The organism is Achromobacter sp. FW305-C-30-7, from assembly GCF_058783105.1.
Genome location: NZ_JBYSYI010000002.1, coordinates 329860 through 345120 on the forward strand (window position 1 = coordinate 329860; position 15261 = coordinate 345120).

At 65.6% G+C, this 15261-nt stretch carries 13 protein-coding genes; all 13 read right to left on the bottom strand.

Features of this window, described 5'->3' with window-relative positions:
- Positions 1-96 precede the first annotated feature (96 nt).
- The 13 genes from rfaD to gyrA all read right to left on the bottom strand — a co-directional run bounded on the left by rfaD (position 97) and on the right by gyrA (position 14957).
- A complete protein-coding gene (gene rfaD, locus AC3WOB_RS08535; protein WP_013392398.1) occupies positions 97-1086 on the bottom strand; it encodes an ADP-glyceromanno-heptose 6-epimerase in 990 nt (329 codons plus the stop codon).
- Positions 1083-2024: a D-glycero-beta-D-manno-heptose-7-phosphate kinase gene (gene rfaE1, locus AC3WOB_RS08540; protein WP_013392397.1), complete on the bottom strand. Its 942-nt coding sequence runs from the start codon at positions 2022-2024 to the stop codon at positions 1083-1085. The genes rfaD and rfaE1 overlap by 4 nt, the downstream gene beginning before the upstream one ends.
- Positions 2021-3235, bottom strand: coding sequence for a lipopolysaccharide assembly protein LapB (gene lapB, locus AC3WOB_RS08545; protein WP_013392396.1), 1215 nt, complete (start codon positions 3233-3235; stop codon positions 2021-2023). The genes rfaE1 and lapB overlap by 4 nt, the downstream gene beginning before the upstream one ends.
- Before the next feature lie 54 nt (positions 3236-3289).
- Positions 3290-3604, bottom strand: a complete 315-nt coding sequence (locus tag AC3WOB_RS08550) for a LapA family protein (RefSeq protein ID WP_013392395.1) — start codon at positions 3602-3604, stop codon at positions 3290-3292.
- 139 nt (positions 3605-3743) lie between these two features.
- Positions 3744-4103 carry an integration host factor subunit beta gene (locus AC3WOB_RS08555; protein ID WP_013392394.1) on the bottom strand — a complete coding sequence of 120 codons (360 nt, stop codon included), beginning with the start codon at positions 4101-4103 and terminating at the stop codon, positions 3744-3746.
- A 3-nt stretch (positions 4104-4106) separates the two neighbouring features.
- A complete protein-coding gene (rpsA, locus tag AC3WOB_RS08560) occupies positions 4107-5822 on the bottom strand; it encodes a 30S ribosomal protein S1 (protein ID WP_041655272.1) in 1716 nt (571 codons plus the stop codon).
- Positions 5823-6019: 197 nt separating this feature from the next.
- Entirely contained in the window at positions 6020-6706 is a 687-nt protein-coding gene (gene cmk / locus AC3WOB_RS08565; protein ID WP_492274745.1) for a (d)CMP kinase, read from the bottom strand.
- A gap of 13 nt (positions 6707-6719) precedes the next feature.
- Entirely contained in the window at positions 6720-8042 is a 1323-nt protein-coding gene (gene aroA / locus AC3WOB_RS08570; RefSeq protein ID WP_492274746.1) for a 3-phosphoshikimate 1-carboxyvinyltransferase, read from the bottom strand.
- A 5-nt stretch (positions 8043-8047) separates the two neighbouring features.
- The gene (locus AC3WOB_RS08575) at positions 8048-8950 is read right to left on the bottom strand and encodes a prephenate dehydrogenase (RefSeq protein WP_492274747.1); all 903 of its coding nucleotides are present in this window, start codon (positions 8948-8950) and stop codon (positions 8048-8050) included.
- A complete protein-coding gene (gene hisC, locus AC3WOB_RS08580) occupies positions 8947-10068 on the bottom strand; it encodes a histidinol-phosphate transaminase (protein ID WP_013392389.1) in 1122 nt (373 codons plus the stop codon). Before hisC ends, AC3WOB_RS08575 begins: the two co-directional genes overlap by 4 nt.
- Before the next feature lie 11 nt (positions 10069-10079).
- Positions 10080-11165, bottom strand: a complete 1086-nt coding sequence (gene pheA / locus AC3WOB_RS08585; protein WP_207474123.1) for a prephenate dehydratase — start codon at positions 11163-11165, stop codon at positions 10080-10082.
- Positions 11158-12288, bottom strand: a complete 1131-nt coding sequence (gene serC, locus AC3WOB_RS08590; protein ID WP_013392387.1) for a 3-phosphoserine/phosphohydroxythreonine transaminase — start codon at positions 12286-12288, stop codon at positions 11158-11160. Before serC ends, pheA begins: the two co-directional genes overlap by 8 nt.
- Positions 12288-14957 (bottom strand): DNA gyrase subunit A, encoded by a 2670-nt coding sequence (gene gyrA, locus AC3WOB_RS08595; RefSeq protein WP_013392386.1) that lies wholly within the window; start codon positions 14955-14957, stop codon positions 12288-12290. The genes serC and gyrA overlap by 1 nt, the downstream gene beginning before the upstream one ends.
- Positions 14958-15261 lie beyond the last annotated feature (304 nt).

Genomic DNA, 15261 nt, shown 5'->3' on the forward strand with positions numbered 1-15261 from the left:
CGGAAACATCCGCCCCGGCAAACCGCCAGGCGTAAAAAAACCACCGCGAGCGGTGGTTTTCATGCGGAGACGCCGCTGCTGCGGCGCCGCGGGCCTTTACTTCCGGGCGCGCCAATAGCGAACGTATTCGGTGACGCCAGTCCGCACATCGCGCATGGGCGCCTGGAATCCCGCCGCGCGCAGACGCGTGACGTCGGCCTGCGTGTAGCTCTGGTAGCGTCCCTTCAGGTCGTCCGGGAAGGGGATGTAGCGGATCAGATCCAGCTCGACCAGCTGCGCCAGCGTCAGTTCGGCTTCGCCGCGCTCCGCGCGCAGCGCGTTGACCACGCCGGCCGCCACGTCGTTGAAGGGCTGCGCCCGGCCCGTGCCGCAGTTGAAGATGCCGGACTGTTCCGGGTGATCCAGGAAATGCAGGTTGACGGCAACCACGTCCTCGACCGAGATGAAGTCGCGGCTCTGGCCGCCATCGACATAACCGTCCCAGCCGGCGAACAGGCGCACATGCCCATGCTCCAGGAACTGGTTCATGTTGTGGAATGCCACCGAAGCCATGCGGCCCTTGTGCTGTTCGTGCGGACCATAGACGTTGAAGTAGCGCAGGCCCACGACCTGTGCGGTCAGGCTGTCCATGCGCTGGCGCAGGACCTGGTCGAACAGCAGCTTGGAATAGCCGTAGACGTTCAGCGGGCCTTCGTTGGCGGGATCTTCCACGTAGATGGACGAACCACCATAGACCGCCGCCGAGGAGGCGTACAGGAACGGAATGCGGCGCTCCTGGCAGAACTCGAACAACTCCAGCGTGACGCGGTAGTTGTTGTCGAGCATGTAGCGGCCGTTGCGCTCGGTCGTGTCCGAGCACGCGCCTTGATGCAGCACGGCGCGGACTTCGCGCAGGCTGCCGTCGAGGACGCGGCGGCGGAAGTCGTCCTTGTCCATGTAGTCGGCGATCTGGCAATCGACCAGGTTGACGAACTTGTCGCCTTCGGTCAGGTCATCGACCGCGATGATGTCCTGGATGCCGCGGCGGTTGAGCCCGCGCACCAGGTTGCTGCCTATGAAGCCCGCGGCTCCGGTAACGACGATCATGAGGATTCTCCTGCCAATTCCGCGGCGGTGACGATGGACGTGCCGAGCTTGCCCACGGCGATGCCGCCGGCCTTGTTGGCCCAGCCCATCGCCTCGACCCAGGGCAGATCGATGGCGCGCGACACGGCCAGCGTGGCCAGCACGGTATCGCCCGCGCCTGACACGTCGAACACTTCGTGCGCTTGCGCATCGATGTGGTCGCGTCCCGCTGCGGTAAACAAAGTCATGCCCTGCTCGGACCGCGTCACGAGCAAGGCTTCCAGGTCCAGGTCGGCGCGCAGGCGCTGCGCGCGATCGGTAAGCTCTGCCTCGGCATTCCAGCGGCCCACGGCCTCCTGCATTTCCGAGCGGTTGGGCGTGACCAGGGTAGCTCCGCGGTAGCGGGCGTAGTCATGGCCCTTGGGGTCCACCAGCACCGGCACGCCCGCGTTGCGGGCCAGGGCGATCAGCGACTCGACCCGCGTCAGCACGCCCTTGGCGTAGTCGGACAGCACGACGATGTCGTGGTTGGCCAGGTGGCGGGCGAAAGCCGCATCGACATTGTCCAGCGCGGCCTGCGCCGGATGCTGTTCGAAGTCCACCCGCAGCAGCTGCTGCTGGCGGCCCAGCACGCGCATTTTCAAGGTGGTGTGCAGGGACGGATCGGCGACCAGTTCGGCCTGTATGCCGGCTTCCGCCGACAGGCGCCGGACGCTGTCGCCGGCCTCGTCTTCGCCCAGCACGCCCACCAGCGTGACATGGCCGCCCAGGGCCGCCACGTTGCGGGCCACGTTGGCGGCTCCGCCCAGGCGGTCTTCGCGACGCGCCACGCGCACCACGGGAACCGGCGCTTCCGGCGAGATGCGTTCGACTTCGCCGAACCAGTACCGGTCCAGCATCACATCGCCCACCACGAGGACGCGGCTATGCGAAATGGCTTCGGCGGGAAAAGAGTTCATTCAAGTTCTTCCAGACGGCGCGGCGCATAGGTTTCCCAGGCATTGCAGCCGGGACATTGCCAGTAAAAGCGACGCGCTTGAAAACCGCAACTGCGGCATGCGTAGCGGTCCAGCCGCTGCGTATGCTTGTGTATCAGGCTGCGCAACAGCGTCAGGTCGGCGCCCGGCACCGGCGCCTGCTCGGCGCCGCCTTCCGGATTGGCCAGCTCGGCCTCCAGCAGGCGGTCCAGACCCAGCAGCGACGGATGGCTGCGCAATGCGTTGCGGGCAAAGGCCCATGAAGGCGCCGCGCCCTGCTGGACGCGCAGTTCGCGGAACAGCACGTTGAACAGGTCCAGCGAAGCGTGGCGCGCGTACTGCTTCTGCAGCACGTCCAGCCCGGCTTCCTCCTGGTTGGCCGCGCGGTAGTTGGCCAGGACCTGCTCGGCCACCAGGCCGGCGTACTCCGGAGCGTCGGTCATGATTGACTCCAGGTACAGACGTTCGCGCTTGGGGTCCTGTTCGATCAGGGCCAGGCGCGCGCGCAGCATCGCGGTGCGCACCATGGCGCCCTTGCTGGAAGCAGGGTCGATGGCCGACAAGGCATGGTCTGCGGCGTCCAGCGCCTTGTGGGCCGCGTCGATATCGGCCGGCTTGGCCGACAGCGCGGTCTGGGCCTGTTCGCAGTAGTAGTGCACGATCTGCGGCACCGGCTCGTCGACCAGGCCCTGCAGCGTCTTCACGGCCTCGATGGCGCGCGGCCAGTCGTGCTCGGATTCATAGATGCGGATCAGCGAGCGTAGCGCGGGCAAGGCGTAGCGAGTGTCCTTGAGCTGCTCGAAGCCGCTTTCGGCGCGGTCCAGCATGCCCGCCTTGAGGAAGTCCTGCGCCAATTCGTGCTGCGCATGCTCGCGCTCGGCGGCGGGCAGGTCGGACCGGTTCAAGAGGCTCTGGTGCACGCGGATGGCGCGCTCCATTTCGCCCCGGCGACGGAATAGGCTGCCCAGCGCAAAGTGCAGCTCGGTGGTTTCCGGATCCAGCTTGGCCACTTCGACGAAGGCGTCGATGGCGCGGTCCGGCTCTTCATTGAGCAGGAAATTCAGCCCGCGGAAATAGGAGTCGGGCAGGCTGCGGGTTTCCCGCAGCATTTGCCGGATATCGAAGCGCGCGGCCAGCCAGCCCAGCGCGAACAATACCGGCACGAAAATCAACCACCAAGGTTCAAAATCCACTATGCGGGCTCTTGCGGTAATTCAGTGCGGAAAGGGATACGGGGCCGGCGCGCGTTACAGCGGCGACATCGGGGCCACGGCCTCCGGCGGCACCGCAGGCGTGGTACCGGCCACGGCGGCCTGAACGCGGTCCAGTTCGCGGCGCAGGCGCATGGCTTCGCGGCGGCGGCGCATGGCGGCGGGCACGGTCAGCAGCAGGCCGAACAAGGCGCCCAGCACGAACACGACCAGCATCACGACGATGAGCGGAACGTCCTGCACCACGTAATCGGCGTAGAACTTCACGGCGACCGGGTCCGTGTTTTTCAACGCGAACATCAATACTGCAACAAACACGAGCAATCGCAGGGCCCAGACTAGGTAGCGCATGGCGCATGCTCCAAAGAATTCAAGACTATCAATTGTAAGCGACGGATCCCGCCTGGCGCCAAAAAACAAAGCCCCTTGATTTCTCAAGGGGCCAGGTTCTCGGTCCGATCCGCCCGAAGGCGGCCTTACTGCCGTGCCGTCAATGCATGGCGTGCAGACTCACCATCGACGGCATCGGTTCACTCGATCCAGAGGATTGAGCGTCCTCGTCATTGCCGCCGGCCAAGTCCACCCGCTCGCGCAATTCCTTGCCCGCCTTGAAGTGCGGCACCTGTTTGCCAGGCACCAGCACCTGTTCGCCGGATTTCGGATTGCGACCGATGCGGGGAGACCGCTGCGACAACGAGAAGCTGCCAAAACCGCGGATCTCGATGCGCTGACCCGAGGCCAGGGCCTGGGTCATTGCGTCGAGCACGGTCTTGACCGCGTAATCGGTGTCGCGGGCGGCCAGCTGAGGATAGCGGGCCGCCAAGGCGGCGATCAGCTCCGACTTGGTCACGAATTAACCGTCGTTGCGCTGTTGGTCCAGCTTGGCCTTCAGCAGCGCGCCGAGGTTGGTGGTGCCGGACGAAGCGCTGGCGTCGGACATGCGCTGGATCGTTTCGGCGGTTTCGGCGTTGTCGCGGGCCTTGATCGACAGCTGGATCGAACGCGTCTTGCGGTCGATGTTGACGATCATGGCTTCGATGTTTTCGCCAGCGTTCAGAACGGTGGTGGCATCTTCGACGCGGCCCGAGGAGATCTCGGAAGCGCGCAGGTAGCCTTCAACGTCCACGGACAGCGTGACGACAGCGCCCTTGGCTTCGACCGACTTGATGGTGCCCGGAACAACGGCGCCCTTGTCGAAGGTGGCAACGAAGTTGTTGAAGGGATCGCCTTCCAGCTGCTTGATGCCCAGCGAGATGCGTTCCTTGTCGGTATCGATGCCCAGAACCACGGCTTCGATCTCGTCGCCCTTCTTGAAGTTGCGCACGGCTTCTTCGCCGGTTTCCGTCCACGACAGGTCGGACAGGTGAACCAGGCCATCGATGCCGCCGGGCAGGCCGACGAACACGCCGAAGTCGGTGATCGACTTGATGGCGCCGCGGACCTTGTCACCACGCTTGAAGTTGGTGGCGAACTCTTCCCACGGGTTCTGGCGGCACTGCTTCATGCCCAGCGAGATGCGACGACGGTCTTCGTCGATTTCCAGGACCATGACTTCGACTTCTTCGCCCAGGGTCACGACCTTGCGCGGATCGACGTTCTTGTTGGTCCAGTCCATTTCGGAGACGTGCACCAGGCCTTCGATGCCGGCTTCGACTTCAACGAACGCGCCGTAGTCGGTCAGGTTCGTGACCTTGCCGAACAGGCGGGTGCCTTGCGGGTAGCGGCGAGCCAGGCCCACCCACGGATCTTCGCCCAGCTGCTTGACGCCCAGGGAGACGCGGCTCTTTTCCTGGTCGAACTTGAGCACCTTGGCTTCGACTTCCTGACCCACTTGTAGGACTTCGGAGGGGTGACGCACACGGCGCCAGGCCATGTCGGTGATGTGCAGCAGGCCGTCGATGCCGCCCAGGTCCACGAACGCGCCGTAGTCGGTGATGTTCTTGACCACGCCCTTGACCACAGCACCTTCGTGCAGGGTTTCGAGCAGCTTCTGGCGCTCTTCGCCCATGCTGGCTTCCAGCACTTGGCGACGCGACAGAACGACGTTGTTGCGCTTGCGGTCGAGCTTGATGACCTTGAATTCGAGGGTCTTGCCTTCGTACGGGGTGGTGTCCTTGACCGGACGCAGGTCCACCAGCGAACCCGGCAGGAACGCGCGGATGCCGTTGGTCATGACGGTCAGGCCGCCCTTCACCTTGCCGGTGATGGTGCCGGTAACCAGCTCGCCGTTTTCCAGGGCCTTTTCCAGCTGCAGCCAGGCCGACAGGCGCTTGGCGCGGTCACGCGACAGGATGGTGTCGCCGTAGCCGTTTTCCAGGGAATCGATGGCCACCGAGACGAAATCGCCGGGTTGCACTTCGAGCTCGCCCTGGTCGTTCAGGAACTCTTCCAGGGGGATCAGCGCTTCGGACTTCAGGCCGGCGTTGACGACGACAAAGTTGTGGTCGACGCGGACGACTTCGGCGCTGATGACCTCGCCGGACTTCATGTCCTGGCTCTTGAGGCTCTGTGCGAAAAGGTCGGCGAAGCTTTCGCCGCCGGTGGCGACGGTAGTGGAAACGGAAGACATGGGGTTGAAATCCATTAGGCCGAAATGGCCGTTAAAAACACACCGCAGCGGATTGCCCGCCACAGTGGAGTCAAAATGCCTGTTTGCCGGTTCGCCCTTGCGGGGTGGCCCGTGGGGGTTGCGCCTGGCGTGAACAGGGCCGATAAAAAAAACAGAAAACTACGGAGGATCCTTGGGGAAAGTCCGGGACCGATCGCTCAATCCGCAGCGGCCTTCTTCCAGAAATCCAGTATTGCCTGCACCGTTTCCGCAATCGTCAAATCAGACGAATCCAGCACGTGTGCATCCGCTGCGGGAGCCAAGGGCGCTGTAATTCGCCCCATATCGCGGGCGTCCCGCTCGCGCATATCCCGTAGGAGGTCATCAAGATTAGCAGAAATTCCCTTTTCGATCAACTGCTTACAGCGCCTCTGCGCCCGCGCGACCACATCGGCGACCAGAAACACCTTCAGGGGCGCATCGGGAAACACCACCGTACCCATGTCGCGCCCGTCCGCAACCAGGCCCGGCGCCACCCGGAAAGCGCGCTGGCGCTCGAGCAGCGCCTGCCGCACGCCCGCGAAGGCGGCCACGCGCGAGGCGAAATTGCCGACTTCCTCACGGCGGATCTCGTGGCCCACGTCCGCGCCTTCGAGGTAGACATGGGGACCTTCGAAACGCACATCCAGGGTTTCGGCCACGCGCGCCACGGCGGGCTCGTCTTCGGCGGACAAGCCGCGGTTGAGCGCCGCCAGGGCCGTCAGGCGATAGAGCGCGCCGCTGTCCAGCACGTCCCAGCCCAGGGCCTTGGCGACGCGGTGGGCCACCGTGCCCTTGCCGGACGCGGTGGGGCCGTCGATGGTGATGACGGGGACAGAAGCAGTTTCAGGGGAAATCGAAGTCATGGGCAATTCTTCGCTAGGCCGCAACCAGGCCCGCGTAAACATCAAAGTAACCCGGGAAGGTCTTGCTGACGCAACCCGGATCGAGGATACGAACCGCCGCCGGCCCGAAAGCCGCCAGCGAGAAGCACATGGCCATGCGGTGATCGTCCCAGGTGCCGATGTGCGCATCGCGCCAGCCATCCTTTTCCGGCGGCGTCACGCGCAGCCAATCCGGCCCCGATTCCACCTGGGCGCCCAGCTTTTCCAGCTCGGTCTGCATGGCGTGGATGCGGTCGGTTTCCTTGACCCGCCAGCTGCCGATGTTGCGCAGGCGGCACGGGCCGTCGGCGTACAGCGCCAGGGCAGCCGCGGTCATGGCGGCGTCCGGGATCAGGTTGAAATCGGTGTCGAAGGCTTTCAGGCGTTCGCCCTGGGCCACGCGCGCGCCCGACACTTCGATCCAGTCGGGACCGTAGCTCACCGAGGCGCCCATGTCGGCCAGGGTGGCAGCAAAGGCGACGTCGCCCTGGATGCTGTCGACGCCTACACCGGTCACGCGCAGCGGCCCGCCGCCGATCGCGCCCAGCGCCAAAAAATAGGAAGCCGTGGAGGCATCGCCTTCGACCGCAATCTGCCCGGGGCTGCGGTAGGCCGCCCCGCCGTCGATGACGAAACGGCTCCAGCCGTCGCGCCGCACCTGCACGCCGAAGCGCGCCATCAGGTTCAACGTGATCTCGATGTAGGGCTTGGAAATGAGTTCGCCCAGCACTTCGATCGTGACGGGCTTGCCGCTGCGGCCGGCCTGCAGCGGCGCGGCCATCAACAAGGCCGTGAGGAACTGGCTGGACACCGAACCCTGCACGCGCGTGACCGCGTCCACCGCGATCTCGCCGCGGCCGATGCGCAGCGGCGGATAACCAGGCTGGCCCAGATAATCGATGCTGGCGCCCAGGCCCTTGAGCGCGTCGACCAGATCGCCGATGGGACGTTCGTGCATGCGCGGCACGCCCGACAGGCGGTAGTCGCCGCCCATCAGCGCCAGCGCGGCAGTCAGCGGCCGGATCGCGGTGCCGGCATTGCCCATGAACAGGTCGGCGCTTTCCACGGGAAAGCGGCGCACGCCCTGCACCGTGACGCTGCCCGCGTCCAGTTCCGACACCTGCACGCCCAGTTGGCGCAAGGCGCCGAGCATGACGCGGGTGTCGTCGGAGTCCAGCAACCCGGTGATGACCGTGCTGCCTTCAGCGATGGCGGACAGCAGCAGCACACGGTTGGAAATACTTTTGGAACCTGGCAGGGCAATCACGCCCCGCGCTTGCCGCACGCGCGGCAGATCGAGATAAGGCAAAGCACCCATGTCAGCTACTCCTTGCGCCAGTTGCGGCGGGCGCGGGCCGCCGTGTCCAGCAGCTTCAGCAAAGCCGCGCCATCGCCGTCGGCAATGGCGCGTTCGGCACGATCCAGCACCGCGCGCACGTCGGCCAGTTCGGCCAGCATCGCGTCGCGGTTGGACAGAAAGATGTCGCGCCACATTTCCGGCGAACCCGCGGCGATGCGCGTGAAGTCGCGAAAACCGCTGCCCGCGAGATCCAGGCGCGTAGCGGCGTCGGCGGCCTCGGCCACCTGCTCCATGTACGCCGCCGACAGCAGATGCGGCAGATGGCTGACCGAAGCCAGCACCCGGTCGTGGGCGTCGGCGTCCATGTCGATCACGTTCGCCCCGCAAGCCTGCCACGCGCGGCGCACCAGGTCCAGCGAGGCCGCGCCGTTCTCGGCCAGGGGGGTCAGAATGACGGTGCGCTTGCGGTACAGGTCGGCATCGGCCGCCTCCGGCCCGGTGCGCTCGGCGCCGGCGATGGGATGGCCAGGCACGAACTGCGCGGCCCGGTCACCCAGGGCGGCGCGCGCGGCCGCAACCACTTCCACCTTGGTGCTGCCGCCATCGGTCAGCACGGTGCCGGGACGCAGGTGCGCGCGCATGCGCGACAGCGCGTCGGCCAGCCCGCCCACCGGCGTCGCCAGCAGGATCAGGTCGGCGCGCGCCGCGGCTTCCTCGATGGAAGCGGCCTCGTCGATCAGCCCCAATTCAACGGCGCGGGCCAGGGATTGCGCGTTGCGCCCCACCCCCAGCACCCGGCCAACCTGGCCGGCCCGGCGCAAGGCCGCGGCGAAGGAGCCTCCGATCAGGCCCACGCCTACGACGGCCAATACAGGAATCAGGGGGCCAGCGGCCCCCTGATCGGATTTCGGTGACGCGTCGTTCATGCGGAAAGGATGGCGGTCAGCGCGTCAATGAATCGGTCGTTTTCCTGCGGCAGCCCGATGGACACCCGCAGCCACTCCGGCAAGCCGTCGCCGGCCACCGGGCGCACGATCACACCGCGCTTGAGCAGTTCCAGGTTGATGCGCGGAGCGTCGCCCACGTGCACCAGCACAAAGTTGCCGTAGCTGGGGACGTAGCGCAGCTTCAGACGTTCAAACGCGGCGCACAGTTGCGCCTTGCCTGCCTTGTTCGAGGCGTAGGCCTCTTCCAGGTAGGCCGCGTCGCGCAGCGCGGCGATGGCCGCGGCCTGCGCCAGCGTATTGACGTTGAACGGCTGGCGCACGCGGTTCAGCAGATCCGTCAGGACGGGTTGCGCCACGGCGAAGCCCACCCGCAGGCCCGCCAGGCCGTAGGCCTTGGAGAACGTGCGCGACACGATCAGATTCGGATAGCGGCGCACCAGCGCCGTGCTGTCGAAGCGGAACTCGGGATCGAGGTACTCGTTGTAAGCCTCGTCCAACACCACCGTCACGCGGTCGCCGTGGGCGGCCTGGACACGCTCCAGGAAGGCCGCGATCTGGTCGCCCGGCACGAAGGTACCGGTCGGATTGTTCGGGTTGGCGATGAACAGCAGCCGCGTATCGTCGGCGATGGCGTCGAACATCGCGTCCAGGTCATGGCCGTAGTCCTTGGCCGGCACCACGATGTGGCGCGCGCCGCGCGCCTGGGTCGCCAGGCGATACACCGCGAACGAATGCTGCGCGTACACCGCCGACACGCCCGGCTCCAGCAGCGCCAGCGCCGCGATTTCCAAGATGTCGTTGGAACCGTTGCCCAACGTGACCCAGCTCATCGGCACGCCGTAGCGCTCGGCCAATGCCGCCTTCAGATCAAAGCCGTTGGGATCGGGATAGCGCGCCAGCGACTCGGCCGCGGCCAGCATGGCCTCGCGCGCCGACTTGGGCATGCCCAGCGGGTTTTCATTGGACGCCAGCTTGACGATGCCGGCAGGATCCAGCCCGAATTCGCGGGCCAGTTCTTCGATAGGCTTGCCGGCCTGGTAAGGCGCGATGGCGCTGACGTGCGCGGGAGCAACAAGGGGCTTGGGTGCGGTGGTCATGTCGGAGAGGCTCACGGCGCCGGGTAGGAACCCAGCACTTTCAGGTAGGCAACCTGCGCCTGCAAGGCAGCAAGGGCGCGTTCGACGTTCGGATCGTTGCGGTGACCCAGGACGTCCACATAGAAATAGTATTCCCACTGCCCGGTGCGCGCGGGCCGCGACTCGAAGCGCGTCATGGAGACGCCGTTGGCCGCCAGCGGCGCCAGCATTTCGTAGACGGCGCCCGCGCGATTCGGCACTGCCAGGATCAGGCTGGTCTTGTCCTTGCCGCTGACCAGCGGCTCGATGTTGCCGATCGCCAGGAAGCGCGTGCGATTGTGCGGATCGTCCTGGATACCCGCGGCGACGATCTGCAGGCTCCAGGCGGGCGCAGCCACCTCGCCGGCGATCGCCGCGATGCTCGGGTCGGACGCCGCCGCGCGCGCGGCCTCGGAATTGCTGGACGCGGCCACCCGGGCCACGTCGGGATAGTTGCGCGTGAGCCAGCCCTGGCACTGGGCCAGCGCTTGCGGATGCGCGGAGATCGTCTTGATGCCGTCCATGCTGCCGGACTGCGACATCAGGCAATGGCGTATCACCAGCGAACGCTCGCCCAGGATCTTCAGGGGCGTGTTGAGCAGCAGATCCAGGCTGCGGTTGACCGCGCCTTCGGTGGAGTTCTCGACCGGCACCATGCCCACGTCCGCCTGTCCTGCCTCGACGGCGCGGAAAACCTCGTCAAACGAGGCGCACGGCAGTTTCTGCACGGCCTGCCCGAAATGCTCTCGCGCCGCCTGCTCGGAGAACGAACCTTGAGGCCCCAGGAAAGCGACCGTCATGCCGCGCTCCAGGCCGCGACAGGCCGAGATGATTTCGGTCCAGACCGCAGCCACGCCAGCGTTCGGAAACGGACCGGGATTGGTCTGCTGCAAACGGCGGATGACATCGGCTTCGCGCTCGGGGCGCAGCACGGGGCCATCGGCGTTCGCGGCGTGCTTGGCCTCGCCCACTTCCAGCGCGGCGCTCGCGCGCTGCGTCAGGAGGTCGAGGATCTGGGCGTCCAAGGCGTCGATGCGCTGACGCAGGGGGAGCAGCTTGCGCTGCAGATCGTCATCCATAGCGACGCTCGAATTCCTTGAGGTACTCGACCAGCGCCGACACCCCTGCCAGGGGCACGGCGTTATAAATGGAGGCGCGCATGCCGCCCACGCTCTTGTGGCCCTTGAGCTGGGTCAGGCCGGCCGCGTCCGCGCCTTGCAGGAAGGCGTCGTTGAGCGATTCGTCGCGCAGCACGAACGGCACGTTCATGCGCGAGCGCACGGGTGCGTGGATGGGATTGCGATAGAAGCTGGTGCTGTCCAGGTAGCCGTACAGCAGATCGGCCTTGGCCTTGTTCGCCGCTTCCATGCCGGCCACGCCGCCATTGGCCTTGACCCACTTGAACACCAGGCCGGCGACGTAGATAGCGAAGGTCGGCGGCGTGTTGTAGCGCGAATGCTCGGCGGCCACATTGGCGTAGTCGAACGCGGACGGGCAGATCGGCAAGGCGTGGCCGATCAGGTCGCGGCGCGCGATGACCATGGTCACGCCCGCCGGACCGGCGTTCTTCTGCGCGCCGGCATACATCATGCCGGTGCGCGTCACGTCCATCGAACGCGACAGGAAATGCGAGGACGCGTCGACGACCAACGGTACGTCGGGCGCGCCCAGCGCGGCGGTGTCGGGCCAGTCCATGAACTCGACGCCGCCGATGGTTTCATTGCTGCAAAGATGCAGATAGGCCGAATCCGGGCGCACCTGCCAGGTATCGACCGGCGGCACCCAGGTCAGCGGCGCCTGCTCGCGGCCATCCAACTGGATGGCCTGCTCGCTGCTTGCCGCCACATGGGTACTGCCATAGCGGCCGGCTTCCTTGTACGAACGCTTGGACCAATGGCCCGTCACGACGAAGTCGGCTGCCGGCGTGCCGCGGCGCCCCATGAGATTCATGGGAACGATGGCGTTTTCCCCGGAACCGCCGCCTTGCATGAACATGACGGCGTAGTCCGCCGGCAGGCCCAGCAAGTCGCGCAGATCGGACTCGGCTTCATCGCAGATCTGCACGAAATGCTTGCCGCGATGGCTCATTTCCATCACGGACATGCCGCTGCCGTGCCAGTCCAGCATTTCCGCAGCGGCTTGCTGCAGCACCACCTCGGGCAAGGCCGAGGGGCCTGCCGAGAAGTTCCAGGGGCGGGCCATTATTGCTCCGTAGGTTCCGTCGAATCCGTCGAGTCCGCAGCGCCGTTGTCGTCGCCGCCATCCGCTTCCTGGCCGTCTTCGCCCAGGTCGCCATCATCGTCCGCATCGCTTTCGACGACGCGGCGCACGCCGGACAACGAACTGCCGTCATCGACGTTGATGAGCGTGACGCCTTGCGTGGCGCGGCCCATTTCGCGGATTTCCGAGACGCGGGTGCGCACCAGCACGCCGCCGGTCGTGATCAGCATGATCTCGTCCGAAGGCATGACCAGCACTGCGCCCACGACCTTGCCGTTGCGCGAGCTGGTCTGAATGGCGATCATGCCCTTGGTGCCACGGCCGTGGCGCGTGTACTCGGTGATCGGGGTGCGCTTGCCATAGCCGTTTTCGGTGGCGGTCAGCACGCTTTGCGTTTCGTCGCCAGCCACCAGCAGCGCGATGACGGTCTGGGTGTCTTCCAGCATCATGCCGCGCACGCCGCGGGCGTTGCGGCCCATCGGACGCACGTCGTTCTCGTCGAAGCGCACGGCCTTGCCGGCGTCCGAGAACAGCATGACGTCATGCTTGCCATCGGTCAGGTCGGCGCCGATCAGGTAGTCGCCATCGTCCAGATCCACGGCGATGATGCCGGCCTTGCGCGGATTGGAGAAGTCGGACAGCGGGGTCTTCTTGACCGTGCCGCGCGAGGTCGCCATGAAGACGTAGTGGTCTTCGCTGAATTCCTTGACCGGCAGCACCACGGTGATCTTCTCGCCTTCAGTCAACGGGAACATGTTGACGATAGGCTTGCCGCGCGAGTTGCGCGTGCCCTGCGGCACTTCCCAGACCTTCAGCCAGTACACGCGGCCGCGGTTGGAGAAGCACAGCAGGAAGTCGTGCGTGTTGGCGATGAACAACTGGTCGATCCAGTCGTTTTCCTTCATGGCCGTGGCCTGCTTGCCGCGTCCGCCGCGCTTTTGCGAGCGGTACTCGGACAGCGGCTGGCTCTTGATGTAGCCGCCGTGCGACAGCGTCACGACCATGTCGGTCGGCGTGATCAGGTCTTCGGTGTCGAGCTCGGTGGCGTTCAGTTCGATGTCCGAGCGGCGCGTATCCTTCACGCCGGTCGAGAATTCCGCCTTGATGGCCTGCAGCTCGTCGGAGATGATCGTGGTGATGCGCTCCGGACGCGCCAGGATGTCCAGCAGGTCGGCGATGGTGGACATGATGTCCTTGTATTCGCCGACGATCTTGTCCTGCTCCAGCCCGGTCAGGCGTTGCAGGCGCATGTTCAGGATTTCCTGGGCCTGCGTGTCGCTCAGGCGGTACATGCCGTCGCCCTGGAGGCCGAACTCGGTGCCCAGGTCGTCCGGACGGAAGGCCGCGCGGCCTCCCGGCGTGTCGCCGTCGGCGCGCGACAGCATTTCGCGCACCAGCGAGGAATCCCACGACTTCGCCATCAGTTCCTGGCGCGCGACCGGGGGGGTCGGCGCCGCCTTGATGATGGCGATGAAGTCGTCGATGTTGGCGAGCGCAACCGCCAGGCCTTCCAGCACGTGGCCGCGTTCGCGGGCCTTGCGCAGCTGGAATACCGTGCGGCGCGTGACCACTTCGCGGCGATGCTGCAGGAAGTAGTCGATCATCTGCTTCAGGTTGAGCAGGCGGGGCTGGCCGTCGACCAGCGCCACCAGGTTCATCCCGAAGGTGTCTTGCAGCTGCGTGTTCTTGTAGAGGTTGTTCAGGACGACCTCGGGAACCTCGCCGCGCTTGAGTTCGATGACCAGGCGCATCCCGTCCTTGTCGGACTCGTCGCGGATGTCCGAGATGCCTTCGATCTTCTTGTCGTTGACGAGCTCGGCGATGCGTTCCTGCAGCGTCTTCTTGTTGACCTGGTAGGGGATCGCGTCGACCACGATCGCCTGGCGGTTGCCCTTCTCCATGTCTTCGAAGTGGGTCTTGGCGCGCATGATGACGCGGCCGCGACCGGTGCGGTAGCCTTCCCGCACGCCGGACATGCCGTAAATGATGCCGCCGGTGGGGAAATCGGGGGCCGGGATGAGCTCCATGAGCTCATCGACCGAGCAGCCCGGATTGCGCAGGCAGTACAGGCAGCCGTCGACCACTTCCTGGAGGTTGTGGGGCGGAATGTTGGTGGCCATGCCCACCGCGATGCCCGAGCTGCCGTTGACCAGCAGGTTGGGCAGGCGCGACGGCAACAGCAGCGGTTCTTGTTCGCTGCCGTCGTAATTGGGGCCAAAGTCCACCGTTTCCTGGTCGATGTCGGCCAGCAATTCGTGGGCGATCTTGGCCAGGCGGATTTCGGTGTAACGCATCGCCGCGGCGTTATCGCCGTCGATCGAGCCGAAGTTGCCCTGGCCGTCGACCAGCATGTAGCGCATGGAGAAATCCTGCGCCATGCGGACGATGGTGTCGTAGACGGACTGGTCGCCGTGGGGGTGGTATTTACCGATGACGTCCCCGACGATACGCGCCGACTTCTTATAGGCGCGGTTCCAGTCGTTGTTCAGTTCGTGCATCGCGTAGAGCACGCGCCGGTGGACGGGCTTGAGGCCGTCCCGCACATCCGGTAGCGCCCGACCGACGATCACGCTCATCGCGTAATCGAGGTAACTGCGGCGCATCTCTTCTTCCAGCGATACCGGAAGCGTCTCCTTGGCAAAGGAATCCATATATATAACGACAGAATCGTGTAAGGAGGAACCCGGGCCGGGTAAACAGGAAATTCTATCATCCGATTCCCCGAGCGGTCAGAAGCGCCTCCCCAAGCAGCGCCTCGGCGGTCCGGAGCGGCGGACATGGGGCCGCGACCGGCCACGCGTCAGCCCGCGTCCTGCGGCCCTGTTGTCAAAAACCAACATGGAAAACCGAAGGAGCGCCGAAAACGTCATATCCAGCGCCAATGCGCCTCTCCAGGGAAGCCAAAGCCCCCCAAATGCCTTAAGATTGTTTCCAGCACGCAGGAAACCCAGTAGC

Coding starts and splice junctions, on each gene's coding strand:
- hisC (WP_013392389.1), bottom strand. CDS start 10,068: ATGACCACCGCACCCAAGCCCCTTGTTGCTCCCGCGCACGTCAGCGCC.
- rfaE1 (WP_013392397.1), bottom strand. CDS start 2,024: ATGAACTCTTTTCCCGCCGAAGCCATTTCGCATAGCCGCGTCCTCGTG.
- serC (WP_013392387.1), bottom strand. CDS start 12,288: ATGGCCCGCCCCTGGAACTTCTCGGCAGGCCCCTCGGCCTTGCCCGAG.
- rfaD (WP_013392398.1), bottom strand. CDS start 1,086: ATGATCGTCGTTACCGGAGCCGCGGGCTTCATAGGCAGCAACCTGGTG.
- rpsA (WP_041655272.1), bottom strand. CDS start 5,822: ATGTCTTCCGTTTCCACTACCGTCGCCACCGGCGGCGAAAGCTTCGCC.
- AC3WOB_RS08575 (WP_492274747.1), bottom strand. CDS start 8,950: ATGAACGACGCGTCACCGAAATCCGATCAGGGGGCCGCTGGCCCCCTG.
- cmk (WP_492274745.1), bottom strand. CDS start 6,706: ATGACTTCGATTTCCCCTGAAACTGCTTCTGTCCCCGTCATCACCATC.
- aroA (WP_492274746.1), bottom strand. CDS start 8,042: ATGGGTGCTTTGCCTTATCTCGATCTGCCGCGCGTGCGGCAAGCGCGG.
- AC3WOB_RS08550 (WP_013392395.1), bottom strand. CDS start 3,604: ATGCGCTACCTAGTCTGGGCCCTGCGATTGCTCGTGTTTGTTGCAGTA.
- pheA (WP_207474123.1), bottom strand. CDS start 11,165: ATGGATGACGATCTGCAGCGCAAGCTGCTCCCCCTGCGTCAGCGCATC.
- gyrA (WP_013392386.1), bottom strand. CDS start 14,957: ATGGATTCCTTTGCCAAGGAGACGCTTCCGGTATCGCTGGAAGAAGAG.